This window comes from Sinomonas terricola (assembly GCF_034931225.1).
Lineage (GTDB): Bacteria > Actinomycetota > Actinomycetes > Actinomycetales > Micrococcaceae > Sinomonas > Sinomonas terricola.
This window is the reverse complement of record NZ_JAYGGQ010000006.1, coordinates 107,882-134,103: the sequence shown is the minus strand read 5'-3', so window position 1 is coordinate 134,103 and position 26,222 is coordinate 107,882. Positions and strand designations below refer to the sequence as shown.

General features: G+C 68.0%; 24 protein-coding genes. 17 read left to right on the top strand and 7 right to left on the bottom strand.

Annotation, left to right across the window (positions count from 1 at the left end; all coding sequences use genetic code 11):
• Positions 1–257 precede the first annotated feature (257 nt).
• The 3 genes from SPF06_RS10010 to SPF06_RS10000 are packed head-to-tail and all read right to left on the bottom strand — an operon-like array spanning position 258 to position 2,200.
• Positions 258–1,499, bottom strand: a complete 1,242-nt coding sequence (locus SPF06_RS10010; RefSeq protein WP_323278903.1) for an NAD(P)/FAD-dependent oxidoreductase — start codon at positions 1,497–1,499, stop codon at positions 258–260.
• A 7-nt stretch (positions 1,500–1,506) separates the two neighbouring features.
• Complete coding sequence (locus tag SPF06_RS10005; RefSeq protein ID WP_323278902.1) at positions 1,507–1,866, bottom strand: non-heme iron oxygenase ferredoxin subunit; 360 nt, start codon at positions 1,864–1,866, stop codon at positions 1,507–1,509.
• A gap of 49 nt (positions 1,867–1,915) precedes the next feature.
• Positions 1,916–2,200, bottom strand: a complete 285-nt coding sequence (locus SPF06_RS10000) for a hypothetical protein (RefSeq protein WP_323278901.1) — start codon at positions 2,198–2,200, stop codon at positions 1,916–1,918.
• 138 nt (positions 2,201–2,338) lie between these two features.
• Here SPF06_RS10000 and SPF06_RS09995 point away from each other — a divergent pair, with 138 nt between their 5' ends.
• The gene (locus SPF06_RS09995; RefSeq protein WP_323278900.1) at positions 2,339–2,641 is read left to right on the top strand and encodes a hypothetical protein; all 303 of its coding nucleotides are present in this window, start codon (positions 2,339–2,341) and stop codon (positions 2,639–2,641) included.
• Positions 2,642–2,849: 208 nt separating this feature from the next.
• Here SPF06_RS09995 and SPF06_RS09990 read toward each other — a convergent pair whose 3' ends face one another.
• A complete protein-coding gene (locus tag SPF06_RS09990; protein ID WP_323278899.1) occupies positions 2,850–4,136 on the bottom strand; it encodes an FAD-dependent oxidoreductase in 1,287 nt (428 codons plus the stop codon).
• Between the two features lie 187 nt (positions 4,137–4,323).
• Between SPF06_RS09990 and SPF06_RS09985 the strand changes: the two genes are divergently transcribed.
• The 5 genes from SPF06_RS09985 to SPF06_RS09965 all read left to right on the top strand — a co-directional run bounded on the left by SPF06_RS09985 (position 4,324) and on the right by SPF06_RS09965 (position 9,982).
• Positions 4,324–5,484, top strand: coding sequence for a cupin domain-containing protein (locus SPF06_RS09985; protein ID WP_323278898.1), 1,161 nt, complete (start codon positions 4,324–4,326; stop codon positions 5,482–5,484).
• A complete protein-coding gene (locus SPF06_RS09980) occupies positions 5,481–6,377 on the top strand; it encodes a fumarylacetoacetate hydrolase family protein (RefSeq protein ID WP_323278897.1) in 897 nt (298 codons plus the stop codon). The genes SPF06_RS09985 and SPF06_RS09980 overlap by 4 nt, the downstream gene beginning before the upstream one ends.
• 1 nt (position 6,378) lies before the next feature.
• Positions 6,379–7,146: a maleylpyruvate isomerase family mycothiol-dependent enzyme gene (locus SPF06_RS09975; RefSeq protein ID WP_323278896.1), complete on the top strand. Its 768-nt coding sequence runs from the start codon at positions 6,379–6,381 to the stop codon at positions 7,144–7,146.
• Positions 7,147–7,234: 88 nt separating this feature from the next.
• Positions 7,235–8,881: an alkaline phosphatase family protein gene (locus tag SPF06_RS09970; RefSeq protein WP_323278895.1), complete on the top strand. Its 1,647-nt coding sequence runs from the start codon at positions 7,235–7,237 to the stop codon at positions 8,879–8,881.
• 87 nt (positions 8,882–8,968) lie between these two features.
• A complete protein-coding gene (locus tag SPF06_RS09965; RefSeq protein ID WP_323278894.1) occupies positions 8,969–9,982 on the top strand; it encodes a PHP domain-containing protein in 1,014 nt (337 codons plus the stop codon).
• 44 nt (positions 9,983–10,026) lie between these two features.
• On the opposite strand, the gene SPF06_RS09960 is transcribed toward SPF06_RS09965, so the two are convergent.
• Positions 10,027–11,121: a LacI family DNA-binding transcriptional regulator gene (locus SPF06_RS09960; RefSeq protein ID WP_323278893.1), complete on the bottom strand. Its 1,095-nt coding sequence runs from the start codon at positions 11,119–11,121 to the stop codon at positions 10,027–10,029.
• A 218-nt stretch (positions 11,122–11,339) separates the two neighbouring features.
• Between SPF06_RS09960 and SPF06_RS09955 the strand changes: the two genes are divergently transcribed.
• Genes SPF06_RS09955 through SPF06_RS09940 form a run of 4 tightly spaced genes read left to right on the top strand, consistent with a single transcriptional unit; the run spans position 11,340 to position 16,305 of the window.
• Positions 11,340–12,617 (top strand): sugar ABC transporter substrate-binding protein, encoded by a 1,278-nt coding sequence (locus tag SPF06_RS09955; protein ID WP_323278892.1) that lies wholly within the window; start codon positions 11,340–11,342, stop codon positions 12,615–12,617.
• 46 nt (positions 12,618–12,663) lie between these two features.
• Complete coding sequence (locus tag SPF06_RS09950) at positions 12,664–13,518, top strand: carbohydrate ABC transporter permease (RefSeq protein WP_323278995.1); 855 nt, start codon at positions 12,664–12,666, stop codon at positions 13,516–13,518.
• Positions 13,519–13,521: 3 nt separating this feature from the next.
• Entirely contained in the window at positions 13,522–14,433 is a 912-nt protein-coding gene (locus SPF06_RS09945; protein WP_428985744.1) for a carbohydrate ABC transporter permease, read from the top strand.
• 15 nt (positions 14,434–14,448) lie between these two features.
• Positions 14,449–16,305, top strand: coding sequence for a glycoside hydrolase family 3 protein (locus SPF06_RS09940; protein ID WP_323278891.1), 1,857 nt, complete (start codon positions 14,449–14,451; stop codon positions 16,303–16,305).
• Here the strand turns inward: SPF06_RS09940 and SPF06_RS09935 are convergent.
• Positions 16,302–17,333: a LacI family DNA-binding transcriptional regulator gene (locus SPF06_RS09935; protein WP_323278890.1), complete on the bottom strand. Its 1,032-nt coding sequence runs from the start codon at positions 17,331–17,333 to the stop codon at positions 16,302–16,304. The two genes, SPF06_RS09940 and SPF06_RS09935, sit on opposite strands and share 4 nt — an antisense overlap.
• Positions 17,334–17,657: 324 nt before the next feature.
• Here SPF06_RS09935 and SPF06_RS09930 point away from each other — a divergent pair, with 324 nt between their 5' ends.
• Genes SPF06_RS09930 through SPF06_RS09900 form a run of 7 tightly spaced genes read left to right on the top strand, consistent with a single transcriptional unit; the run spans position 17,658 to position 24,848 of the window.
• The gene (locus tag SPF06_RS09930) at positions 17,658–18,977 is read left to right on the top strand and encodes an extracellular solute-binding protein (protein ID WP_323278889.1); all 1,320 of its coding nucleotides are present in this window, start codon (positions 17,658–17,660) and stop codon (positions 18,975–18,977) included.
• Between the two features lie 2 nt (positions 18,978–18,979).
• The gene (locus SPF06_RS09925; protein WP_323278888.1) at positions 18,980–19,882 is read left to right on the top strand and encodes a carbohydrate ABC transporter permease; all 903 of its coding nucleotides are present in this window, start codon (positions 18,980–18,982) and stop codon (positions 19,880–19,882) included.
• Positions 19,882–20,784, top strand: a complete 903-nt coding sequence (locus SPF06_RS09920) for a carbohydrate ABC transporter permease (RefSeq protein WP_323278887.1) — start codon at positions 19,882–19,884, stop codon at positions 20,782–20,784. The genes SPF06_RS09925 and SPF06_RS09920 overlap by 1 nt, the downstream gene beginning before the upstream one ends.
• A gap of 10 nt (positions 20,785–20,794) precedes the next feature.
• Positions 20,795–21,991 (top strand): Gfo/Idh/MocA family protein, encoded by a 1,197-nt coding sequence (locus SPF06_RS09915; RefSeq protein ID WP_323278886.1) that lies wholly within the window; start codon positions 20,795–20,797, stop codon positions 21,989–21,991.
• Entirely contained in the window at positions 21,991–22,998 is a 1,008-nt protein-coding gene (locus SPF06_RS09910) for a sugar phosphate isomerase/epimerase family protein (protein ID WP_323278885.1), read from the top strand. Before SPF06_RS09915 ends, SPF06_RS09910 begins: the two co-directional genes overlap by 1 nt.
• Before the next feature lie 39 nt (positions 22,999–23,037).
• A complete protein-coding gene (locus SPF06_RS09905) occupies positions 23,038–23,736 on the top strand; it encodes a ThuA domain-containing protein (RefSeq protein WP_323278884.1) in 699 nt (232 codons plus the stop codon).
• Entirely contained in the window at positions 23,721–24,848 is a 1,128-nt protein-coding gene (locus tag SPF06_RS09900) for a Gfo/Idh/MocA family protein (RefSeq protein ID WP_323278883.1), read from the top strand. The genes SPF06_RS09905 and SPF06_RS09900 overlap by 16 nt, the downstream gene beginning before the upstream one ends.
• Before the next feature lie 364 nt (positions 24,849–25,212).
• Here SPF06_RS09900 and SPF06_RS09895 read toward each other — a convergent pair whose 3' ends face one another.
• Positions 25,213–26,199 (bottom strand): LacI family DNA-binding transcriptional regulator, encoded by a 987-nt coding sequence (locus tag SPF06_RS09895; protein WP_323278993.1) that lies wholly within the window; start codon positions 26,197–26,199, stop codon positions 25,213–25,215.
• Positions 26,200–26,222: the final 23 nt, after the last annotated feature.

Genomic DNA, 26,222 nt, shown 5'->3' with positions numbered 1-26,222 from the left:
GCGCGGCCTCAAGCAAAGGGAGGACATTGAAGGGTCGTCACGCTGTAGAGTCGGGCGGCCGCGAACCCGGGCGGCGTGACAACCACACGTTCCGCCCCGCCGTCGACGGAGCGGTTCTCAGCTGTGCGCCGTCCTTTCTTCCTCACCCCAGACCCCAGCCCGTCCTGTGGCGGACATTGGGCTGATGCCGACATGGTAGGTGCAGGCAGCGATGCCCTCAAGGAAGTGCGCAGCCGAAATCGAGCCGCCGGGGGAGATTAGCGGGTGAGTTTTCGCGGGTCGACCGACGGGTCCGCAAGCGCGTCCGGGTCTGGGATGATCCCGCGGTCGATGATCCGCCGTGCGGCGCGCACCATGAGCGGAAGGTCGACGGCGGCGCAGCCCAGCAGGTGTCCATCGGCGGCGAGGAGGAACGCCGCCTGAGGGACGCCGTCGACAGCGCGCAGCAAGGTGCGCGCGCCGGAAGCGTGCCGCTCGTCGAGCGTCCCCACCGCCTCGACGTGCACTCCATGCCGATCCGACCACAGCCACGGCGCCCCGAATTCGGGCGGCTCCTGGCCGAGCATTCCGGCCGCGGCCACCTGACCCGAGTGGACGGCGGCCTCCCAATGCTCCGAACGGTGCAGGAGCGCACCGTCCGGGCCGCGGCGGCGTGAGGCGTCGCCCGCCGCGAAGACCGCCGGGTTCGACGTCGAGCCGGCGCGATCCACGATCACACCGCCATCGACCTCGAGGCACGCAGCCTCGGCGAGCGACGTGTCGGGGAGGATCCCGATCCCGGCGACCACCGCATCGGCGAGCACGGTGCTCCCGTCGGCGAGGCGCACGAGGCGGCCTACGCCGTCGTCGTCCGCCTCGATCTCCACCGGCGCTCCCACGATGGTGCGGATCCCGCGCTCGGCGTGCATCGCGTGCAGCCGCCGCGCGATCGCCTCGCCGACGGCGGGGACGAGCGGCGGGTCGACGGGATCAATGAGCGTCGCCTCCGCCCCGAGGACGGCGGCGGCCGACGCCACCTCTGCGCCGATGAGGCCCGCGCCGACGACAGCGACGCGCGCCCCCGGCGTGAGGACGGCACCCAGCGCCTCCGAATCCGCACGGCTCCGCAGGGTGTGCGCGAGCCCCCCGCCCGGGACGCCGAGCCGCCTTGGGAAGCCGCCCGTCGCGAGCAGGACGCGATCCGCGGCAAGCTGCCTCCCGCCGTCGAGCTCTACCGTGCCCGTCGCAGGGCGGAGGGCGACGGCACGCACCGGCAGCAGCTCGACGTCCCGCTCGGCGTACCACGCCTCGGGCGCGAGGCGGATCTTCGCGGCATCCTCGGTGCCGACGAGGAAGCCCTTGCTCAGGGTTGGGCGGTCGTAGGGGAGGCCCTCGGGGGAGAGGAGGGTGATCGCGCCGTCGTAGCCTCGGATGCGCAGCTCGCTGATCGCGCTGAATCCGGCGACGCCGCCGCCCACCACGACGATTCGGCGCACCGAATTGCTCGCCGCCGCGTTCATCCGGGGGCTACTCGCCGACGCGAGCGGCGTCCTCGGCGTCGACGCCGGGGTACAGCACGACGCGGCCGTCTGCGACCTCGACCTTGTGCGTGCGTGCGCTCTGCGTCGCGGGAAGGCACAGGACCCTGCCCGTGCGCAGGTCGAAGCTCGAGGAATGGAGCGGGCATTCGACCGTGTCGCCCTCGATCCATCCCTCGGCGAGCGAGGCCTCCTCGTGGGTGCACGTGTCGTCGAGCGCGAAAACACAGCCCGTCTCGGTGTGGAAGACGGCGATCGGCTCGTCGAAGCCGGACTCCTCGGGTTCGATGACGCGCGCCGTGCCCTCGTCGATCTCGTCAAGGCGGCCGACGTCGATTCCGTCACTCATGCTCACCACTTTAGTAGGGCGCGTGGGAGCGCGGTGGAGCTGCCCCGGTCTACTCGGGCCACGTCCTTTGCGGATTGGCGAGGAGCCGGTCGAGTTCGAGCCCGGCCTCGTCGGAGCCGGCGTCGGCGAGCCGTTGGAGCTCGAGCAGGTCGCGCGCGGCCACGGCTCTGCGGGTCAGCAGGCGGCCCGCATAGAGGCTTCCCTCGTCCAGCAGTTCGTGGAGCTCGTCCAGGTCGTTGCGGGCATCGGCCAAGTCTGCGAGGCGATCCAGAGCCAGTTCGTTGCCCTCATCCGCGAGCGCGCGCAGAGTCTCCCGGTCGGGTAATTCGCTCATGGTCCTATCGTGCGCCGCGGGCACTCGCGGCTCAAGAGTCCCCTCTGGCTAGGCTGGTGGTGGTGAGTTCTCGCGCTGCTGCGGTTCCCGGTGGCGCGGCTTTCGGAAGCGCGGACCGCGGAGGCTGGGATGCATGCTGTGTTGAGAATCAACTCCTTCGATGAGGCCAAGCTGGCGGAGGCGCAGGAGAACTTGCGCGAGTTCGACCGGCTTCACGCGGCCCAACCCGGCTTCCTCGGAAATCTGACGGTGGATCTGGGAGGCGGCCGACGTTTTGTTCTGAACCTCTGGAGGAGCGCCGAGGACGCCCAAGCCGGTTTGTCCGTACTGGGGCCCGAGGTGCGGCGCGTCGTCGAGCCTCTGCTCTCGGCACCGTCCGAGCTGATCGGGATGGGCCCGGTGATCAGTTCGGATTTCGGGCCGGTGACGTCGTCAGAGTAGGCGCCGCGCTGGGTGCTCCCGAGTGAGCCCGAACATCCGAACGAGGAATCCGAGCTCGCGATACGTCTCAAGCAGGTCGTAGTTCGTGACCGTTCGGGGTCTGGGGACCATGGTGTGCTTGGTGTGGCCAGGGGTTGGGTGAGACGTGGCCACGCGTTGGGGGTAGACGGGTGGCCACTTTTCGCCAAACGCGTGGCCGGGTCTGGGCTCAGACTCCCGCCAGGAGGTGGCCATGGGTTGGGTGAGAGGTGGCCACGGGTTGGGCGGGATGGTTCAGCCCGTCTTGGCCGTAGAGCCAGTCGGTGTAGGGGAAGGCCCCTCGGGCGTCCGCTGCCTCGAACAGCATGTTGCGGATCAGGACGGCGACGGGCTCGTCCATGTGCCACGACTCTCCCCAGACGCGGGCGGTCGTCTGAACTCGGCTTGTGCGCGGCTCGCGGATCTCGTTGTATTCCCGCAAGGCGAGGGCCCACGCTTCGCGGCGCTCGCCGTCGTCGGCGGGAAGGACGTGTTCCCGCACGAGCCCGCCCAGGACATGTGCGTCCTCGAGGGCCTGGCACGCGCCCTGCGCGAGGTATTGGAGCATGGGGTGGGCGGCGTCGCCGAGGAGGGCGACGTTGCCGTCGACCCAGTTCGCGAGTGGGAGGCGGTCGAACATGGGCCATGAGCGCACGCGCCAGAGGTTCTCGAGCGCCTTGCGGACCTCGGGGACGCAGTCCTTATACGCCTCCTCGAGTTCGTCCTCGGTGCCCCAGACTTCCTCGCCGCGCAGGAATGCGGGCGACTGGAACACGGCGACCGTGTTGAACATCTCGCCGCGCCGGAGCGGGTACTGGACGAGGTGGCAGCGCGGGCCGAGCCAGACGACCACATCCTCCATGTCCGAGGCGTGTTTGACGTCGGAGATCGGGAGGGCACCGCGGAATGCGACGTAGCCGGACGGGATGGGTTCGTCGTCGGACATCTGGGCGCGCACAGCGGAACGGAGGCCGTCCGCGGCGATGACGGCATCGGCGTCGAACGCCCGACCGTCTGTGGTGACGGCACGCGCGCCCGTGGGCAGGTTCTCGGCGCGCGCGACTGTGACGCCGTTGACGAGTTCGACGCCGGCCCCGCGGGCTGCGTCGACGAGGATCGTGTGCAGATCGGCGCGGTGAGCCACGATGTACGGGGCGCCGTACCGCTCGGCGAACTCGCCCTGCACGTCCTTGCGGAGCAGCTCGCGGCCAGTGACGGCGTCGCGGAACACAAGGTTCTTCGGAGCGACGGCGACGCTCAGCACGCGATCGAGGAGGCCCCACTCTGCGAGGAGGCGGGTGGCGTTCGGGGCGAGCTGGAGGCCCGCGCCGACCTCGCCAAACTCGGGGGCCTGCTCGACGAGCGTGACTTTCGTGCCTTGCTGGCGGAGGCGGAGGGCAGCGGCGACGCCGCCGATCCCCCCTCCGATGACGACGGCGGTGGGGGCGGTTGGCTGGGTGGGGGGAAGGTGTGACATGCAACTCAGGATGGGAAGGTTCCGCCCAGCAGAACAATGAAATTCTGGAGGGCGGAATATCTGCGCCGAGGCGTCTTTACAGCCAATGTGGGGGCTAATCAGATTCTGCTCTGCGGAATATCGTTGCCCTGCGAGGTGCGGCCTCGCAGTCTCGATAGGGAGACCCACGAACGGCGAGGAGGCCACGATGAGCATCCATGGAGACGTCACGCACCAATCGGCGGTGAACGCGATGATCGCGAGCGAGCCGACGCCGGAAGAGGCGGCCGAGCTCGAGGCCATGTACGCGACCATGGCGCGGGAGAACATGATCCCGCTGTGGACGCAGCTGGATGAGCTCATGCCCATGGTGCCGGCGCCAGCGGCCGTCCCGCACGTGTGGCGGTGGAACACGCTCCTGCCATTGGCCGAGCGCGCGGGTGAGCTGGTGCCGGTGGGCCGTGGCGGGGAGCGGCGGGCGATCGCGCTCGCGAACCCCGGGCTGGGTGGCCGCCCCTACGCGACCCCGACGCTGTGGGCCGCGATCCAGTACCTCGGCGGCCATGAGGTGGCCCCGGAGCACCGGCATTCGCAGAACGCGTTTCGCTTCGTGGTCGAGGGCGAGGGGGTGTGGACCGTGGTGAACGGCGACCCGGTGCGGATGTCCCGCGGCGACTTCCTGCTGACCCCGGGCTGGAATTTCCACGGACACCACAACGAGACCGACAAGCCGATGGCGTGGATCGACGGCCTCGACATCCCCTTCGTGCACGGCATGGACGCGGGCTTCTTCGAGTTCGGCACCGAGCGCGTCACGGACGAGGCCACCCCGGACATCTCCCGCTCGGAGCGGCTTTGGTGCCACCCGGGCCTCCGCCCGCTCTCGCGGCTCGAGAACACCGTGAGCTCGCCGATCGGCGCGTACCGCTGGGAGCACACCGACCGCGCCCTGACCGAGCAGCTCGCGCTCGAGGACGAGGGCCACCCCGCGACTGTGGGCCAGGGCCACGCCGCGATCCGCTACGTGAACCCGACCACGGGCGGGGACGTCATGCCGACGATCCGGGCCGAGTTCCACCGCCTCCGCGCCGGTGTCCAGACGCGGACGACCCGCGAGGTGGGCTCGTCCGTGTACCAGGTGTTCGAGGGCGAGGGCGCGTTTGTCCTCAACGGCGAGCGGACCGCGGTCGCCAAGGGCGACATGATCGTTGTCCCCTCGTGGGCCGTGTGGTCCATCGAGGCCGAGACCCGGTTCGACCTGTTCAGGTTCGGCGACCAGCCGATCTTCGAGCGCCTGCACTTCAACCGCACGTTCATCGAAGGCCAAGCTCCTGACAAGGAGAAGATAGTGAAGGAGAAGACACAGTGAAGCTCGCGACCCTGCGCACCCGTGGCGGGACCGTCGCCGTCCGCCAGGACCGGGACACGTTTGTTGAGATCACCGGCTACGCAGACCTGGGCACGCTGCTGGCCGTGGAGGGCTGGCGCGAGATCGCCGTTAAGGCCGACGGCGCCAAGCACCCTGTGCAGGGCGCGGACCTCGCGCCGGTGGTCCCCTCGCCGTCGAAAGTCCTGTGCGTGGGCCTGAACTACGCCTCGCACATCAAGGAGATGGGCCGCGAGCTGCCGCAGTACCCGACCTTGTTCGCGAAGTTCGCCGAGACGCTCACCGGACCGTTCGACGACGTTGAGCTGCCCGCCTCCGACCCGGCGATCGACTGGGAGGCCGAGCTCGTCGTCGTCATCGGCAAGCGCGCCCGTCGCGTGCCCGAAGCCGAGGCGGGGGAATACATCGCCGGGTACACGGTCGCGAACGACGTGTCGATGCGCTCGTACCAGTTCCGCACCAAGGAGTGGCTCCAGGGCAAGGTCTGGGAGGCCTCCACTCCGGTGGGTCCCGTGATGGTCACCCCCGAGGAGCTCGACCGCAACGCCGCGATCACTACGACCGTCGCGGGCCAGGAGATGCAGCGCGGCTCGATCGGCGACCTCGTGCACGGGCCCGAGTACCTCGTCTCCTACATTTCCGAGATGATCACGCTCAACCCCGGCGACCTCATCCTCACCGGGACGACCGGCGGCGTGGGGCGCGCTCGTACGCCCGAGGTGTACATCACCGACGGGCAGACGGTCACGGTCTCGATCGAAGGCATCGGCGAGCTGCGCAATCTCGCCCGCGCCCAGGCCGACGTGCCCGCCGTGGCCCCGGCCGGCGTCGAGGTCGCCTCAGTCGTGGGTGCAGCCACAGACACGGGGGCCTGAGGTGGTCGCACGCCAAGACCTCGTCGAGGATGCCGACGTCCGCGCCGGGCTGCTCACGGCCCGCCGTGGCACGGCGTTCTTCGCGCGTAAGCTCAGCGAGCTCTCCTACGCGGACCTGGACGAGCCCTCGCTCCTGCCGGGCTGGTCTCGCCGCCACGTGATAGCCCACGTGGGCTACAACGCGCGAGCGGTGGCCCGGCTCGTCGAGTGGGCCGCGACCGGCGTCGAGATGCCCATGTACTCCTCGCCCGAGGCCCGGAACGAGGAGATCGACTTCGGCGCGACCCTGCCGCCGATCGCGCTGCAGAACCTCTTCGACCACTCCGCGATCCACCTCTCGGTCGAATGGCGCGACCTCCCCGCCGATAAGTGGGAGGAGCAGGTCCGCACGGCGCAGGGGCGGCTCGTCCCGGTCTCCGAGACCGTGTGGATGCGCACACGCGAGGTGTGGCTGCACGCCGTCGACCTTGACAATGGCGCTCGTTTCGCGGACATCCCCGCCGAGGTCCTCCGCCGCCTCCTCGGTGACATCTGGGGCGCGTGGGAGAAGCGCGGCGAGACCCACGGCCTGGCCGCGCGTGTGCGGCGCGGGGCCGACGACGGGCTCACCCTTGGCGAGCCCGAGCCCGGGGCGACCTTGGTCGAGGGGCCGCTCGCCGCCGTCGTCCGCTGGGCAGCGGGCCGCGGCACTGAGCCCGGCGCGCCGCTCACCGCGACGCACGACGGCGCCCACGTCACTGAGCTTCCGGCCGCGCCGCGCTGGATCTAGGGCGCATCCAGCGTTCACCCAGTTTCGGGGACTATTTTCCGGTGATCCGCATCACGACCACGGAGGGCCAAAGCAAGAGGAGCTGCCAATGGCCGTTCGAGCGAGGACCCAGCGCCATCCTCGGCGGGCGATCGCTGCAGGAATCGCGGTCGCCCTTCTCTTCCTGGTGACGGACGGGCTGTTCGCCGTTGCCAGTCCTCCGACCTCCGGAGGCCCGGACGTGAGCGCCGCGGGCAAGATCCGCCACGTCGTGATCATCATGCAGGAGAATCGGTCCTTCGACAGTTACTTCGGTACGTTTCCGGGTGCCGATGGAATCCCCATGTTGAAGGGCGTCCCCACCGTGTGCCTCCCGGACCCAGCCAAGGGCTCGTGCGTCTCGCCCTACTACAACGCGGCCGACAGCAACGCCGGCGGTCCGCACGGCCAGGCGAACGCGAAGGCCGACATTGACGGCGGGAAGATGGACGGCTTCGTGGCCCAGGCCGAACAATCTGCAGCCAATTGCGCCCCGAACGAGCCGTCGTGCGCGGGAGCTGCCACGACAACGGACGTCATGGGCTACCACGACGGCCGCGACTTGCCCAACTACTGGACGTATGCGAAGGACTTCACGCTCCAGGACCACTTGTTCGCGTCGAACGCGTCCTGGAGCCTTCCATCACACCTGTACATGGTGTCCGAATGGTCGGCGAGCTGCACCAAGGTTGGCGACCCCCAATCCTGCGTCAACGCGCTCCAGAACCCGGGCCTTCCGCCCGATTACACGACCGGCCTGAGGAATTCCCTGATCGGCCAGTGTCGTGGGGGATCGGAGACTGATGCCTGCCTGAAGGCGCTCCAGGGGGCGGGCTTCAGCCCCGACCTCGCGTCCGAGCTGCATGCCTTCGTTGCCCAGCATTGCCGGGCAACCGACACGTACGCCACCTGCGTCGCGGCGATCAACCGAGCCCAGCTCCCAGACAACCTCAAGCAGCAGCTCTTCGCCACCAAGCAGACGGCGCCTCCGGATTATGCATGGACCGACTTGACGTACCTGCTGCACAAGCACAACGTCTCGTGGGGCTATTACGTGTTCAACGGCACGGAGCCGGATTGCGAGGACGACTCGGCCATGACGTGCGCGCCCGTTGCGCAGAACGTCAACACGCCGGGAAACTGGAACCCGCTGCCCTACTTCGACACCGTCAAGCAGGACGGCCAGCTCGGCGACATCCAGTCGTTGACCAACTTCTACAGCGCGGCCAAGGAAGGCACGCTGCCAGCGGTGAGCTGGGTTGACCCCACGGAGGCCGTCAGCGAGCACCCGCCGGCTCAGATCAGTACCGGTCAGGCTTACGTCACGGGGCTGATCAATTCGATCATGTCAGGCCCGGACTGGGACAGCACGGCGATATTCCTCTCGTGGGATGACTGGGGCGGCTTCTACGACCACGTTGCGCCGCCCACGGTCGACCAGAACGGCTACGGGCCGAGGGTTCCCGGGATCGTCATCAGCCCCTACGCGAAGAAGGGGTACATTGACCACCAGACCCTGAGCCACGATGCCTACGCGAAGTTCATCGAAGACATCTTCCTCCACGGTCAGCGCCTTGACCCCGCCACGGACGGGCGGCCCGATCCCAGGCCGGACGTGCGCGAGAACAGCCCCCAGCTCGGCGACTTGATGAACGATTTCGATTTCAGCCAACAGCCGTCGAAGCCTGTTATCCTCCCGAACGCTGCAACCTATTGAATCCGGCGGAGGTCAGCCATCGTATGAGCCGCCGAATCTCCTGGGGGAGGGACCACCCTCGGGACACGGAGGGTGCAGTATGGGCGCATGGATGCCGTCGATGCGCTCAATGAGATCGCCTTCTGGCTCGAACGCGACCTCGCCCCGGCGTACAAGGTGCGTGCCTTCCGCAACGCGGCTTCCGTGATTGCAGGGATGACGGACGACGACGTCGCCGCCCAGGTGCGCGACGGGCGGCTCCGGCGCATGAAGGGGATTGGAGACCGCACGTTCGAGGTGATCCGGCAGGCCCTCGACGGGCGTGTGCCCGATTACCTCATCGCGTTGCGCGAAGGCGCCGAGCAGCTGCCCGGCGGCGAGCTCCACGCGCTCCTGCGCGGCGACCTCCACAGCCATACCGACTGGTCGGACGGCGGTTCGCCGCTCGAGGCGATGGCGCAGGCCGCGAGGCTGCTGGGCCGCGAGTACCTTGCCGTGACCGACCATTCGCCGAACCTCACCATTGCGAACGGGCTCACCGCTGAGCGCCTCGCGCACCAAGTGGACCTCATCGACGCGGCCAACGAGCACACGGGCGACGGCTTCCGCCTCCTCGCGGGGATCGAGGTCGACATCCTCGAGGACGGCACGCTCGACCAGGAGCCCGAGATGCTCGCCCAGCTCGACGTCGTCGTCGCGAGCGTGCACTCGAAGCTCCGCTCCGAGGCTGCGGCGATGACGCGGCGCATGCTCCGCGCGATCGAGGATCCGCACACCGACGTCCTGGGCCACTGCACGGGCCGCCTCGTCACGGGCGCGCGCGGCACGCGGCCGGAATCGGAGTTCGACGCCGCGCGGGTCTTTGCGGCGTGCGCCGCGAACGGCGTCGCCGTCGAGATCAACTCGCGGCCCGAGCGGCAGGACCCGCCCGACGACCTCATCCGGCGGGCTCTCGACGCCGGGTGCCTGTTCAGCATCGACAGCGACGCGCACGCGCCGGGGCAGCTCGACTTCCTGCGGTACGGGGCAGCCCGGGCCGAGGCCACCGGCGTGCCGGCCGACCGCATCGTCACGACGTGGCCGCGCGAGCGGCTGCTCGAGTGGACCGGGCGACGGCGATAGGGGCGGTCTCCGACGGTGCGGTGATTTCCCGCTTACGGCTACCGCTAACCGCTGCACCCGCAGCTATGCCGGAGCAGCAGCTGGACCGGCAGGACCGTGTGGGCAGGGGAGGCCGACGGGTCATCCATTCTTTCGCTGAGCATCCGCACCGCCATGCGTCCGAGCAGGTCCATGGGCTGGCGCACGGTGGTGAGCCCCGGTTGGATGAACCGGCCTGCGTCGATTCCGTCGAACCCGGTGACGGCGACGTCCTCCGGTACCCTGATCCCGGCCTCGGAGAAGGCCTCGATCACGCCGAGAGCGGTCTGGTCGTTGGCGCAGACAACGGCTTCGGGGAGGCGGACGCGCTCGGCCCGGAGCATCTTCAGCAGCTCGTCGCGGGCGTCGTAGCGCCCTCGGGTCGCCTCGAGCTTCAGCCCGTTCGGCGGGACAAGGCCGGCTTCGCGGATTGCCGACTCGAAGCCGTCATGGCGCTGGGTCCTGTCGTAGTCGTCGACCGGGCCGGCGAACCAGAAGTCCCTGACTCCGTGGACCTGGATCATATGGGTCACGAGGGCGTGCATCCCGCCCCGGTTGTTGACTGTCACAGAGCACAGGTCCGTGCCCGCCGGCGGCTCCTGCGAGACGACGACGATCGGCTTGGTTCGGGCGAGACGTGCGAGCATCGGCTCGGACATGACGTGCGGGAGCACCACGAGCCCATCCACGCGTCGGGCGATCTCGTCCAGGGCCACGCCTCCGGCGTCCCGCTTCTGCCACCCAACGGCCAGCGGAAGCCCCTGCACGGTGCACTCGAGCTCGATGCCGCGTAGGACCTCATCTGCGAACAGTGGAAAGAGCCTCGGACGGGTCGAAGCGTCGCTGACTACGCGGACGGTGTCGGGATCACCGGGCTCGGGCATGAGCAGCTCGTCGGGCTCGTGGCCGCTGAACGAGTAGAACCCGACGACTCCGCTGTGCCGCTCGGCGAGGCCCCGGGCGAGCCCGCTCGGGATATAGCCGAGTTCATCGACTGCGTGGCGGATCGACTCCTGGGTGGCGGCCTTGACCTTGTCAGGGCTTCGGAAGAACCGGGACACGGTTGCCGTCGACACTCCGGCCGCGGCAGCCACGTCGTAGACCGTCGGCGTACTTCCCATCGGCTGTGACCCCCTGCTCCCGGAACGGATGTCTCGGGTGCCTCAAGCTTGGCACCTGCCCCTGACGGTATCACAAGATGTACGCGCTGACATCCTTGCAATCTGGGGGGTGTGACTCTTGCCACGTGGAAATGTATGCGCGTACACTACTGGAACGGGCAGTCATCGACGTCGACCAGCTCACTTCCCCGACTCACCCCCTTCGAGAGGAAACGACGATGTTGAAGAGACGATCGACTTTGGCAGTCGGCCTTGTGGTTGCGGGCGCGATCACCCTGTCGGCCTGCGGCCGGTCCGACGACGCTGGTGCGGCCGCAAGTGCCGGCACGATCAGCAGCGGCAAGGCGACCGGGACCATCAAAGTCTGGGCGCAGGGCGCCGAGGCGCAGAACCTGGGCGAGATCATCAAGGGGTTCCAGCAGGAGAACCCGGACGCGAAGATCGAGATCACCGCGATTCCGTGGGGATCAGCACACGACAAGTACCAGACCGCCATCGCCGGCGGCTCTACCCCGGACTTGGCTCAGATGGGGACGACGTGGATGGCTGACTTCGCGTCGGCGTTCGAGCAGGTCCCGCACGGCGTCGATGCCTCAGGGATGTTCTCCGCGGCCAACAGCGCGGCGACCGTCAAGGGCTCTGCCGTCGGGGTTCCCTGGTACGTGGATACCCGGGTTGTGTACTACCGCAAGGACTTGGCGGAGAAGGCTGGCTACTCCAGCCCTCCGGCTACCTGGGACGACTTCAAGGGCATGGCCAAGGCCATGCAGACCAAGGCCGGGGCCACCTACGGGATGTCCATGCCGACCGGCGCGAAGGCCGACGACTTCCAGTCGATCCTTCCGTTCGTCTGGTCAAACGGCGCGAACCTGACCGATCAGGCTGGCACGATGTGGACCATCGACACCCCGGAGATGGTCGGGGCCCTCTCCTATGTGGACAGTTTCTTCTCAGAGGGAATCGCCAACAAGAACCCCGACAGCGCAGTGGGCGCCACCGAGGCGGCCTTCGTGAGCGGCAAGACGCCGATCATGTTCGGGGCGCCGTCGGAGATCAGCGGGCTCGAGAGTGCTGGAGGCGCGGCCTTCAGCGACAAGATCGGGGTCATGACGTTCCCGAAGGAGAAGTCCGGCACCTCGTTCGTCGGCGGATCGGATCTCGCGGTGTTCAAGAACGCCGCGAACCGGGACGGCGCCTGGAAGCTGGTCCAGTACCTCGCGCGCCCAGACGTGCAGGCCCAGTTCTACAAGCTCACCGGTGACCTGCCCTCGGTGCAGTCGGCCTGGGACCAGGGGGATCTGAAGGCCGACCCGCGCCTGCAGGTGTTCAAAGCCCAGCTGAACGACGCCAAGTCGCCTCCTGCGAACACGAGCTGGACGCAGGTCAGCTCTGCCGCCGACAGCGAGATGGAGAAGATGGTCCGCGGCGGGACGACACCGCAACAGGCCGCCCAGGAGCTCCAGGCCACCGCCTCGACTGTAGGCATCGGGCAATGAGCACCCGGACTCTCACCCCGACCGGTCCGGCCACACAGGGCCGCGAATCGCCCCGTGGATCTTCGTCGCCCCGTTCCTGGCGGTCTTCGCGGTGTTCACGCTGCTGCCGCTCGTGTCCTCGTTCGCGATGTCTTTCACGGACTTCCGGGCCGCTGACGTCAGGAACCCCTTCGGTGTCGACTTCGTGGGCCTGCAGAAGTATCAGGCCGTCTTCACGAATCCCACGTTCCTGCGGTCCATGCTGAATACCGGCTACTTCGTCGTGGTCGGGATCCCGCTGACCATCGTGGTTGCGCTCGCCCTCGCGGTGGCCCTGAACAACGGGATCAGCCGGTTCCGCACGCTGTACCGGGTCGGCTTCTACGTCCCCGTGGTGACCAGCATCGTCGCAGTCTCGACGGGATGGCGGTTCATCCTCCAGCCGGACGGCCCGCTCAACGCCGCTCTGCGCCTCGTCGGGATCCAAGGGCCCGACTGGCTCAACAGCACGGCGTGGGCCATGCCGGCGCTGATCGTGATGGCAACGTGGCGCAATGCCGGGACCCTCATGGTCATCTTCCTCGCCGGGCTCCAGGCCGTTCCGCAGGAGCTGCAGGAGGCCGCGATGGTGGACGGCGCCGGAGCATGGAGGAGGTTCTGGAGCATCACCCTGCCCATCCTTCGCCCCACGATGCTGCTCGGCAGCGTCCTGCTCAGCGTCGGGTTCCTGCAGTTCTTCGAGGAGGCCTTCGTCATGACCCGTGGCGGCCCCCTGAACTCGACCCTCTCGATCACGTACTTCACCTACAACCAGTTCGGCTTCGGCCAGTACGGCCTGGCGTCGGCGTCCAGCTACATCCTGTTCGTCGTGATCGCACTCGTGAGCCTGATCCAGTTCCGCATCCTCCGCTCCCAGGACTAGCCCATGCGACCCGTTCAAGACACCGAACTCCGCGACACCGGACGCCTCGCCGCGTCGGCCACGCCCACACCTCGTGGGAACACCGGCAAGGCCCCACGCATGAGCCTCTCCCGGCCTGTCGTCTACATCGTGCTCACGATCTCCCTCGTCGTGACCCTGCTACCGCTCGCCTGGATGATCCTGAGCTCGTTCAAGACCCAGGGAGACATCCTCTCCGACCCCACCGCGTGGCTGCCGGCTCATTTCACGCTCGAGAACTACGGGCAATGGTTCGGGCCGCTCAACATCGGCCAATACTTCACGAACACCCTCGTGGTCGCAGGCGTCACGGTGGCCGGCAACCTCCTCTTCTGCTCGATGGCGGGCTACGCCCTCGCCAAGATGGAATTCCGGGGCCGTGGCCTCGTGTTCACGCTGGTCCTGATCACGCTCATGATTCCGGGCGTTGTGACGTTCATCCCCATGTTCGTCACGGTCAGCAAGCTCGGCCTGCTGAACACGTACGCGTCACTGTTCCTGCCGTTCCTCGCCTCGCCCGTCGGCGTGTTCCTCATGAGGCAGTTCATCTCCGGGATCCCCGATTCGCTGATCGACGCGGCCCGGTTGGACGGTGCCGGTGAAGCACGGATCTTCATCGGCATCATCATGCCTCTGTGCCGGGCACCGCTTGCCACGCTCGCGATCCTGACGTTCCTGGCCTCCTGGAACAACTTCCTGTGGCCGCTCGTCGCCGCCCAAGGGCAGAACACCTACACCCTTCCCATCGCCCTCTCGCTCTTCTCCGTCGGCCAGAACGCCACGCACTACGGCCTGCTCCTGGCCGGGGCAACACTCGTCATCCTGCCCGTCGTCGCGCTCTTCATCGCCCTCCAGCGCCACTTCACCCAGAGCCTCATCGGCACAGGAATCAAGTAACTCAAAGGACTGCACATGAAACCCGACTACCTCGCGTCCGAGGACGGGACCCTGTTCCGCGACCTCAACGGCAACGGCATCATGGACCCGTTCGAAGACCCCCGCCTCCCCGTGGCTGCGCGCGTCGAGGACCTTCTGCCTCGGCTGAGCCTCGAGGAGAAGGCAGGGCTGATGTTCCAGACCGTCATCGAGGCCGGCCAGGACGGCGCACTCATCGAAACGGCGGGGGCCATCAGCAAGTCACCGACCACGACCGTCGTCGTGGGCAAACGGATGAACCATTTCAACGTCCATCGGCTCCCCGACGCGCGACTCGCAGCCCGGTGGAGCAACGCGCTGCAGAAGCTCGCCGAACGGACGCCGCACGGCATCCCGGTCACAGTCTCCACCGACCCCCGGCACGCCTTCGTCGAGAACACGGGCGTCTCCTTCGCCGCAGGCCACATGTCCCAGTGGCCCGAGCCCATCGGCCTCGGCGCGATCGGCGAGCCCGAGCGGGTGCGCGAATTCGCCGACATCGTCCGTCAGGAATATCTCGCCGTCGGTATCCGGGCCGCCCTACACCCCACGATCGATCTGGCCACCGAGCCGCGCTGGGGCCGGCTCCCGGGAACGCTCGGCGCCGACCCCCAGCTTGTCGCCCGACTCGGCTGTGCCTATCTGGACGGGCTGCAGGGCGAATGGGTCGGGCCTACTTCGGTGGCCTGCACCACCAAGCACTTTCCCGGGGGCGGGCCGCAGAAGGATGGGGAGGACGCGCACTTCCCGTACGGGCGCGAGCAGACCTACACCGGCGGGCGCTTCTGGGACCATCTCGAGCCGTTCCGCGTCGCGATCGCCAAGCGCACGAGCGCGATCATGCCCTACTACGGCATGCCCGTGGGCCTCGAGATCGACGGCGAGTCCATCGAGGAGGTTGGCTTCGGCTTCAATCGGCAGATCGTCACCGGGCTGCTGCGCGAGCAACTCGGCTTCGACGGCGTCGTGGTCACCGACTGGGAACTCGTCAACGACAACCATGTCGGAGGCCAAGTCCTGCCCGCCCGGGCGTGGGGCGTCGAACACCTCGACCCCGAAGAGCGCATGCTGCGCATCCTCGACGCGGGAGCAGACCAGTTCGGGGGCGAGGAGTGCGTCGACCTGCTCCTCAGGCTCGTCCGCTTGGGCCGGGTCGCCGAGGAGCGCATCGATGCCTCGGCGCGGCGCCTCCTGACCGTCAAGTTCGAGCTCGGCCTCTTCGATAATCCCTACGTCGACGAGGACGCCGCAGCGGCACTTGTAGGCAACCCCTCCTTCCGGGAAGCCGGGCACCGCGCCCAGGCCGAGTCTGTCACCGTGCTTCAGGCCGCTCCCGATGCGCTCCCGGTCAAATGCAGCACCCCGCTCTACCTCGACGGCTTCGACCCGGACACCCTCGCCGAAGGCTTCGAGACCGTCCCGGACCCGGCACGTGCCCAGCTCGCGCTCGTCCGGGTGAACGCGCCATGGGAGCACCGCGACCGGCTCTTCCTCGAATCGGGGTTCCACCAAGGCTCCCTCGACTTCCCCGAAGCCGAGGTCGAACGGATACGAGCCATTGCCGTCAAGGCCCCTGTGGTCCTCATCGTCAACCTCGACCGAGCTGCGATCCTCACGCCGTTCACCACGATGGACGGGATCGCGGGAATCGTGGGCGTTTACGGTGCAAGCGACGAAGCCGTGCTCGATGCTCTCTCGGGACGCATCCCGCCCAAGGGCCGGCTGCCTTTCGAACTTCCCTCATCGATGGACGCCGTTCGCGAGCACGCTCCGGACTCGATCGGGGGATCCCGCGACGCCCTGTTCCGCGTCGGACACGGCATCAGTCTCTCGAATGCCTTGCCGGGCGTCTAGGCCGGCCGCGCCGTCGACTCCCGGACCACAAGCTGGGTCGCGAGCTCGACGCGGTGGGAATCGAGCTGCTCGCCGCGCGCCTCGCGGAGCAGGGTGCGGAGGGCCGTGCGTCCCATGTCGTGCAGCGGCTGGGTGACCGACGTGAGCGCCGGCACCGAGTCCTCCGCGAGGACGGTCCCATCGAAGCCCACGAGGCTCAGCTCCTCCGGCACGTGGATGCCCCGCCGTCGTGCTTCCCGGAGGACGCCGACCGCGATCCCGTCGTTGCCCGCGAACACGGCGGTGGGCGGCTCGGGGAGGGCGAGGAGCGCGGCGAGCCCCTCGATCCCGTGCTCGGCCCGGAACTTCCCGTGGATCACGAGTTCGGGGGCGAACGCGACGCCGCGGGACATGAGCGCGGACATGTAGCCGTGCAGGCGCGCCTGGTTGCACTCCGCGGATTCCGGGCCGCCGAGGTACGCGATGCGTCGGTGCCCGAGGTCGAGGAGATGATCCGCGGCTGCGCGCCCGCCGGCCCAGTTCGTCGCCCCGACGCTCACGACATCCGCGGCGGGCGGGTTGAGAGGATCGATGACGACGACGGGGATGCGGCGACGCCGGAACGCGTCGAGGTGGGTGTCGCTGAACGCGGAGGTCACGACGATCATGCCAGCGCGCTGCTCGTCCTGCATGCGCTGCGCCCTCGTCGCGAGCTCGGTGCCCGACGCCGGCGAGCCTTCCGTCGTCGTGAGCACAATCTCGACTCCCATCGCGGCGGCGCCGGCGAGGATGCCGCTCAGGACGGTCGAGGAGTAGTTCGAGTTCACCGAGTCGAAGACGACCTCGACCACGTCCGGCGCGTCCGCCGCACGCTTGTGGCCCGGGGACTGGTACCCGGATTCGGTGAGTGCGGCAAGAACCTTCGAGCGGGTTTCCGGCGCGACATCCTCGCGCCCGTTGACGACCTTCGACACGGTCGGCGCGGAGACCCCGGTGAGGCGCGCGATATCGGCCAGTGTCGGCTTGCCGCGCGAGGACGTGAGAGACATGTGATCCCTACAACTTTCGAAATGTTTCGCTTCGCCTCAGTCTGAAGGACGGCGACGGCGGCGTCAACTGCCGCCGTCGTCCCGCCGATCAGGCCGATACTTGCTTGAGACGTTTTGGTTCAGCCTCTGAACTTTTTGCCTGAAATCCCTTGACCGTGATACGAGTCACGCTCTACGGTGGTCCTGTTGCTCGATAGAAATTCGAAATATTTCGATATCTCGACATCCACAACAGTCCGAAGGCCCCGTGGCTCGCTGCTGAGCCCGGTGGCCCCTCCCCAGCCCGGGTGGGCAGCGATGACCCCGGAGGATGAACGGAAGACGATGAACATTCAGAAAGTCCGCACCGCCGCAGTCGCGCTCTGCGCGGGTGCTCTGGCCATCACGCTCGCCGCCTGCGGATCGGCGGGCCCCGGCGGCAGTGCCGTGAGCGCCGACTCCGCAACGATGTGGGGTCTGACGGGCGGCAACCAGCCGGTGCTGCAGAAGTCGGTCGACGCCTGGAATTCCGCCCACTCGAGCGAGACCATCAAGCTCGACTTCTTCGCCAACGACGCCTACAAGACCAAGGTCCGCACCGCCGTCGGCGCCGGGCAGGGCCCCACGTTCATCTACGGCTGGGGCGGCGGCGTCCTCAAGTCCTACGTCGATGCCGGCCAAGTCGAGGACCTCACGAACTTCCTCGCCCAGAACCCGGACGTCAAGGACCGCTACCTCCCCTCGGTGCTCCAGAACGGCCAGGTCAACGGGAAGCAGTACGCGGTCCCGAACAACAACGCCCAGCCTGTGGTCCTGTACTTCAACAAGGACCTCTTCGCGAAGATCGGCGCCCAGCCGCCCAAGACCTGGGATGAGCTCATGGCCCTCGTGCCCAAGTTCAAGGCGGCCGGAATCGCCCCGTTCGCGCTCGGCGGCCAGTCGAAGTGGCCCGACCTCATGTGGCTCGAATACCTCGTGGACCGCATCGGCGGCCCACAGGTCTTCGCCGACATCGCCGCGAACAAGCCGAACGCGTGGTCCAACCCGGCCGTCGCCCAGGCGCTTACGAAGATCCAGGAGCTCGTGGACGCAGGCGGCTTCGTCAACGGCTTCTCCTCGATCGCCGCGGACAGCAACGCCGACCAGGCCCTCCTCTACACGGGCAAGGCCGCGATGATCCTCCAGGGCGGCTGGATCTACCAGAGCATGAAGACGAACGCCGCGAGCGCGATCAAGGACGGCAAGATCGGCTGGACCACGTTCCCGACCATCTCGGGCGGCAGCGGCGACCCGGCCAGCATCGTAGGCAACCCCTCGAACTTCTGGTCGGTCTCCTCGAAGGCCACCGACGCGCAGAAGAAGTCTGCCGAGGACTACATCAAGAGCGGCATGTTCACGGACGCCGACACCCAGGCCCTCATCGACTCCGGCGCTGTGCCCGTGGTCAAGGGCATCGAGGGCAAGCTCGCGGCGTCCCCGGACAAGGACTTCCTGACCTACGTCTACGGCATGGTCAAGAACGCCCCGAGCTTCACCCTCTCGTGGGACCAGGCGCTCAGCCCGGCTCAGGGTGATGCGATGCTCGCCAACCTCGACCAGATCTTCCTCAAGAAGATCACCCCCGAGCAGTTCGTCAGCACGATGAACGCGACGATCGGCAAGTAGCCATGGCCTTCACCAAGACCGCCGCCCGGCGGGCCCGCGACACGGGCCCGTCCGGGTGGCTGGCCGCTCCGGCCCTCGTCTTCTTCTTGGTCTTCGCGATCGTTCCGCTCATCGGCGTCGTCGGCCTGAGCTTCACGAGTTGGGACGGCCTGGGGGAGATCAAGGCCGACGGCGTTGGCAGCTGGGTGCGCGTCCTCACCGACCCGGTGACCGGCAATGCGCTCATCGTGACGGCGAAGATCATGGTCTTCTCCTACATCGTCCAGACCCCGATCAGCCTCCTCCTCGGCGTGTTCACGGCGGGCCGCCAGCGCTACCGGGCGCTCCTCGCGGTGCTGTACTTCGTGCCCCTCCTGCTCTCCTCGGCGGCGATCGCGATTGCCTTCAAGGCCCTCCTCGACCCGAACTTCGGCATGGGGCCGGGCCTCGGCATCCCCGCCCTCGCGCAGGACTGGCTCGGCAACTCCGACCTCGTGCTGTTCGTGGTGGTCTTCGTCATCGCGTGGCAGTTCGTGCCGTTCCACACGCTCATCTACCAAGGCGGCGCCCGGCAGATCCCAGTCTCGCTCTACGAGGCCGCGCAGATCGACGGGGCGGGCCGCGTGCAGCAGTTCCTGCGCATCACGCTCCCGCAGCTCAAGTACACGATCATCACGTCCTCGACCCTCATGGCCGTCGGCTCGCTTGCGTACTTTGACCTCGTATTCGTCCTGACCGCGGGCGGCCCGGGCTACGCGACGCGCCTCCTGCCCCTGCACATGTATCTGACCGGGTTCAAGGCCAACGACATGGGTGCCGCGAGCGCGCTCGGCGTCATCCTCGTCGTCATCGGCCTCGCCCTGGCCTTGATCCTGCAGCGGCTCGGCGGCAAGAACCGCACGGCGAGCCAATTGGAAGGTGCCTGATGGCTTCCACGACGCAAGTTCCCGTGACCCCGGCGGCGCCCACCCGCCGTCGTCCGCAGGCTTCCGCACGCGCGGTGAGCCGCGGCAGGGCGCGTTTCAATGTGCTCGGCGCGCTCGGCGGCTGGTTCTGGCTCGCCGTGATCATCCTGCCGATCTACTACGTGGTGATCACGAGCACCAAGGACCAGGCCGGGTTCTTCTCCTCGAACCCGCTCCTGCCGCCCACGTCGCCGACGTTCGACAACTACGCGCTCGTGCTGCAGAGCGATTTCGCGCAGTACTTCGCGAACAGCCTCATCGTCACAGCCGGGAGCGTGCTGCCGACGCTGCTCGTCTCGTTCATGGCGGCGTACGCGATTGTGCGCGGCAGGGGATGGTTCCTCAACTGGACCAACAAGCTCTTCCTGCTCGGCCTCGCGATCCCGCTGCACGCGACGATCATCCCGATCTACTGGATGATCACCCGCGCGCACATGTACGACACCCTGCTCGCGCTCATCCTGCCCTCAGTCGCGTTCGCGATCCCCATCTCGGTGCTCATCCTGGGCAACTTCCTCCGCGACGTCCCGAACGAGCTCTTCGAGTCCATGCGCCTGGATGGGGCGAGCGACTGGGCCATGATGTGGCGGCTCGCGCTCCCGTTGGTGCGGCCGGCTGTCGTGACGGTGGGGATCTACGACGCGCTCAACGTGTGGAACGGCTTCCTTTTCCCGCTCATCCTCACGCAGAGCCCGTCGACTCGCGTCCTGCCGCTCTCGCTGTGGACGTTCCAGGGCGAGTTCAGCGTGAACATCCCCGCCGTTCTCGCATCGGTCGTGCTCGCGACGCTGCCGCTCCTCGTCGTGTACGTCGTGGCCCGCCGCCAGCTCGTGAGCGGCCTCACCGCAGGCTTCAGCAAGTAAAGGAGTTTCCGTGACTGAAACGAAGTCCCTCCGCGTGGGCATGGTCGGGTACGCCTTCATGGGCGCCGCACACTCGCACGCGTGGCGGACCGCACCCCGCTTCTTCGACCTCCCGCTCGCGCCGCAGCTCACCGCCGTCGCCGGTCGCGACCCAGAGCGCGTGGCCGCGGCCGCGGCAAAGCTCGGCTGGGAGTCCACCGAGACGGACTGGCGACGGCTGATCCAGCGCGACGACATCGACCTCATCGACATCTGCGCTCCCGGGAATCTGCATGCCGAGATCGCGATCGCGGCGTTGGAAGCCGGCAAGCACGTGCTGTGCGAGAAGCCGCTGGCCAACTCGGTTTCCGAGGCCGAGCGGATGACGGCGGTCGCGGACTCAGCGGCGGCCCGCGGCGTTTTCTCGATGTGCGGCTTCTCCTACCGGCGCACGCCGGCGCTCTCGCTCGCGAAGCGGCTTGTCGACTCGGGGGCGCTCGGGGAGATCCGCCACGTCCGCGCACAGTACCTCCAGGACTGGCTCTCGGATGCAAACGCGCCGCTCACATGGCGGCTCGACAAGGCAAAGTCCGGGTCCGGCTCGCTGGGTGACATCGGCGCGCACATCATCGACGCAGCGCAATGGGTCACAGGGCAGAACGTCGCGGGCGTTTCGGCGCTGCTTGAGACGTTCGTCAAGGAGCGGCCGATCGCCGGGGACTTTGTGGGGCTGGGCGGGCATGGCGGCACCTCCGGGCCGCGGGGTCCGGTGACGGTCGACGACGCCGCGATCTTCTCTGCGCGGTTCGACGGCGGCGCCGGCTCACCGGGCGCGATCGGCGTCTTCGAGGCGACGAGGTTCGCGCTCGGCCGGAAGAATGCGATGCGGCTCGAGCTCAACGGCTCGAAGGCTTCGCTCGCGTTCGACTTCGAGGACATGAACTCGCTCTGGTTCTACGACTCTGCGCAGGAGCCCAACGCGGGGTTCCGGCGGATCCAGGTCACCGAGCCCGAGCACCCATACACCGGGCACTGGTGGCCGGTGGGCCACGGGCTTGGCTACGAGCACGCGTTCACGCACCAGGTCGTGGACCTCGTCGAGGCGATCGCCGCCGGGAAGCAGCCTTCGCCGTCGTTCGCCGACGCCCTCCAGGTGCAGCGTGTCCTCGAAGCCGTCGAGGTGAGCGCGGCGGATGAGTCTCGCTGGACCAAAGTCGGGGGTGCCTGATGGCGGGACGACCTATTAGCTTGTTTACGGGCCAGTGGGCGGACCTGCCGTTCGAGGAGGTCGCGCGGCTCGCAGGGGAGTGGGGCTTCGACGGGCTGGAGATCGCCTGCTGGGGTGACCACCTCGACCCGGTTCGCGCGGCTGAGGACGACGGATACGTCCGCGACCGGCTCGCGATCCTCGAGCGGAACGGGCTTCAGGTCTTCGCGATCGCGAACCACCTCACCGGTCAGGCCGTGTGCGACGACCCGATCGACGAGCGCCACCGCGGAATCCTCTCCCACGAGGTGTGGGGCGACGGCGACCCCGAGGGCGTGCGTACCCGGGCTGCGGAGGTCATGAAGGCCACCGCCCGGGCCGCGGCGCGGCTGGGGGTGCGGACCGTCACGGGGTTCACAGGGTCCTCGATCTGGAAGGCCGTCGCGATGTTCCCGCCGGTGCCGGACGGAATGATCGAGGCGGGTTACCGCGACTTCGCGGACCGCTGGAATCCGATCCTGGACGTCTTCGACGAGGTCGGGGTGCGGTTCGCTTTGGAAGTCCACCCGTCTGAGATCGCGTACGACTACTGGACCGCGAAGCGCACCCTTGAGGCGATCGGGTACCGGGAGTCGTTCGGGCTGAACTTCGACCCCTCGCACTTCATCTGGCAGGACCTCGACCCCGTCATGTTCCTGCAGGACTTCGCCGAGAGCATCTTCCACGTGCACGTCAAGGAGTCCATCCGCCAGCTCAACGGGCGCAACGGACGGCTTGGCTCGCACCTCGCGTGGGCGGACCCGCGCCGCGGCTGGGACTTTGTGACCGCCGGGCACGGGCACGTGCAATGGGAGCCGATCTTCCGAACGCTCAACGCGATCGGGTACGAGGGGCCCACGAGCATCGAATGGGAGGACGCGGGCATGGACCGGCTCGTGGGGGCCCCTCAGGCGCTCGAGCTGGTGCGCGGGCTCGCCAAGATCTCACCTCCGGCTGCGGCCTTCGACGCCGCGTTCAGCAGCCGGTGACCAAACGCCGTCGTACTTAACAACCAGCAAAGGAAAGCTGTGACAACCACCAAGAACGCGCTCGTGGTGCGCGGGGGCTGGGACGGGCATCAGCCCATCCAGGCCACGGACCTGTTCATCCCGCACCTCAGGGCCAACGGCTACGAGGTGCGGAGCGAGGAATCGCCCAAGATCTACGCTGACGCCGAGTACATGGCCGGGGTGGACCTCGTGATGCAGTGCATGACGATGTCCACGATCGAGAAAGACGAGTTCGAGGGGCTGCGCGCGGCCGTCGAGAACGGGACCGGGCTCGCCGGCTGGCACGGCGGAATCGCCGACTCGTACCGCAACACCTCGGACTACCTGCACCTCATCGGCGGACAGTTCGCGTGCCACCCAGGCAAGCACCCGGACGAGCGCACCGGCGAGCAGTCGGACAATTACGTCCCGTACACCGTGAATATGCTCCCGGCCGCCGCGTCGCATCCCATCACCGAGGGCATTGCGGATTTCGACCTTGTCACCGAGCAGTATTGGGTCTTGGCCGACGACTACATCGACGTGCTGGCCACCACGACCCAGAAGGTCCGCGAGTGGGACCCGTGGCACCGCGAGGTGACTTCGCCTGCCATCTGGACGCGGGAGTGGGGCAAGGGCCGGATCTTCGTCTGCACGCCTGGGCACCGGGTCGAGGTTCTTCAGGACGCGAATGTCCGCACGATCATTGAAAGGGGCCTGCTGTGGGCAAGCCGTTGACCGAGAATCCCCTGCGCGTCGGCATCGTGGGCTGTGGGAAGATCGTGGGCCAGTACCTCGAGAACTTCCGCAAGCTCGACGACGTGCGGCTTGCGGCCGTCGCGGACATCGACATGGAGCGGGCGCGGACCGTTGCCGACGAGTACGGTCAGGGCGTGCGCGCGCTGAGCGTCGATGAGCTCCTGGCCGCGCCCGACGTCGACCTCGTCCTGAACCTCACGATCCCCGCCGCCCACGCCGAAATCGCGCTTGCGGCCATCGCAGCCGGGAAGGCTGTGTACGGCGAGAAGCCGCTTGCGGCCACGACGGCGGAGGCCCGGAAGGTGCTGGACGCCGCGAAGGAGGCGGGCGTCGTCGTCGGCTGCGCGCCGGACACCGTGCTCGGCACCGGCGTCCAGACCGCGCGCAAAGCGATCGACGACGGCCTCATCGGCGCGCCGGTTGCCGCGACCGCCACCATGGTCACGCCGGGGCATGAGCGCTGGCACCCGAACCCGGACTTCTATTACGTGCCGGGCGGAGGGCCTCTGCTGGACATGGGGCCGTATTACGTCACGGCGCTCGTGACGCTCCTCGGGCCCGTTGTCTCGGTGATCGGGGCGGCGAGCCACACGCGCTCCGAGCGCGTGATTGGCTCCGGGCCGCGCACGGGCGAGACGATTCCCGTCACGACGGACACTCACGTCACGGGCGTCCTCGTCCACGAGTCCGGGGCGCTCTCGACGCTCGTGATGAGCTTCGACGCGGTCGCGACGCACTCGGCCAACATCGAAGTGCACGGGTCCCTGGGGACGCTCGCCGTCCCGGACCCGAATCATTTCGACGGCGACACGCGGCTCTTCCGCCTCGGCGGCTCGGAGTGGGAAACCCTTCCCGTCTCGGCGGGCTACATCGACTCGGGCCGCGGCTACGGCATCGCGGACCTCGCCCGCACGCCCCAGGGGGAGGAGCCGCGAGCGAGTGGGACGTTGGCGTATCACGTGCTCGACGTCATGGAGTCGCTCCTCGACTCGGCGCACAGCGGCAAGGCCGTCGCGACGACGAGCCGGGCCGAGCGCCCTGTCGCCGTCCCGCTGGCTGACATCGCACGTGCAGGGGTGACCGGCTCCTAGCACTCGCCGAGGTCGGGTGGGGGACCCGATCTCGGCGTCAGCCCGCCAGCCGCCAGTCGGCAGACATGACGAGACCTGCGAGGCGATTTCCCTTCGCCGGTATTGTCCGGATCAGGTAGTTGGGGTCGCCAGTCAACCTTTCGACTTTCTGGCCTCTCAGCCTCTCGGCTCCCTCGCCCGTCTCGCAGGCCACTCTTAGGATGCGTCTCTGGACCATCTCGAGCTAGGGCCTAAAGACCCTTGAAAAGCGATTCCGTCCCGAACTTGTTTTGGGTGGGGAGCGCGGCCGACGGCGTTCCCCGCCCCGGGTTTTTCGCGTCTCGTGGGGCGACGCGCTCGCCAAAACAGCGTCAGTCAGCGACGCTCAGGCTGGCCGCGCCGTCGACCCTCGCACCACGAGTTCGGTGGCGAGCTCGATGCGCCCAGGGAGGCCCTCCTCGCCGTCCATCTGCCGAAGCAGTGTGCGCATGGCTGTCTCGGCCATCTGCACCACCGGCTGGCGGATCGTCGTGAGACCCGGCTCCATCCATTCAGCTGCGGGGATGTCGTCGAATCCGACGATGCTGAGATCCGCCGGGATGTTGAGCCCTGCTTTGCGTGCAGCGCGGTACGCGCCGAAGGCCTGCGCGTCGTTGCCAGCGAAGATGGCCGTGGGGCGGTTGTCCGCCGCCAGCAGCCGCTCGGTTTCGGCCTCGCCGGCCTCCGTGGAGAAGTCGCCAGGCACCATGATCGAGCGATCTGCCTCGATCCCCGCGCGACGCAGCGCCGCGACGTAGCCGTCTTCGCGGGCGCTGCTGCATTGCAGGTCCGGCCGGCCGCCGATCATGCCGATGCGACGGTGGCCGAGAGACAAGAGGTACTCGGTGGCCGAGTAGGCGCCCTTCCAGTTGGTCGCGCCGATCGTGGTCAGGTCCGGGCCGGGCTGGCCGACAGGGTCGATGAGGACCACGGGAATGCCGAGAGACTTAATTCGCCGGATCTGCTTGGCGTCCAGCTCATACACAGCGACCAAGAGGCCGTCCGACTTGCGCTCCGCCAGATTGGCCAGCCAGGCGCGCGTGCGCGACCCATCGATGGACAGGCTGCTGACCACGGTCCCGTAGCCGGCTTCCTGCGCGACGTTCTCGACCCCCTCGATGATCTCCCGGGCCCACTCGGAGCCGAGACCTGGGAAGACAAGGTCGATCAGGCCAGCCTTCTTGCTGCGGCGGGCAGGACGGCGAGCATAGCCGCGGCGGGCGATGATCTCTTCGACCCGCTGACGGGTTTCTGCGGCCACGTGAGCGTGACCGTTGAGCACCTTCGACACCGTTGGGACAGAGACGCCAGCTTCCTGCGCAATCTCCCCCATCGTGGCCCGGGTCGTCCCCTTGG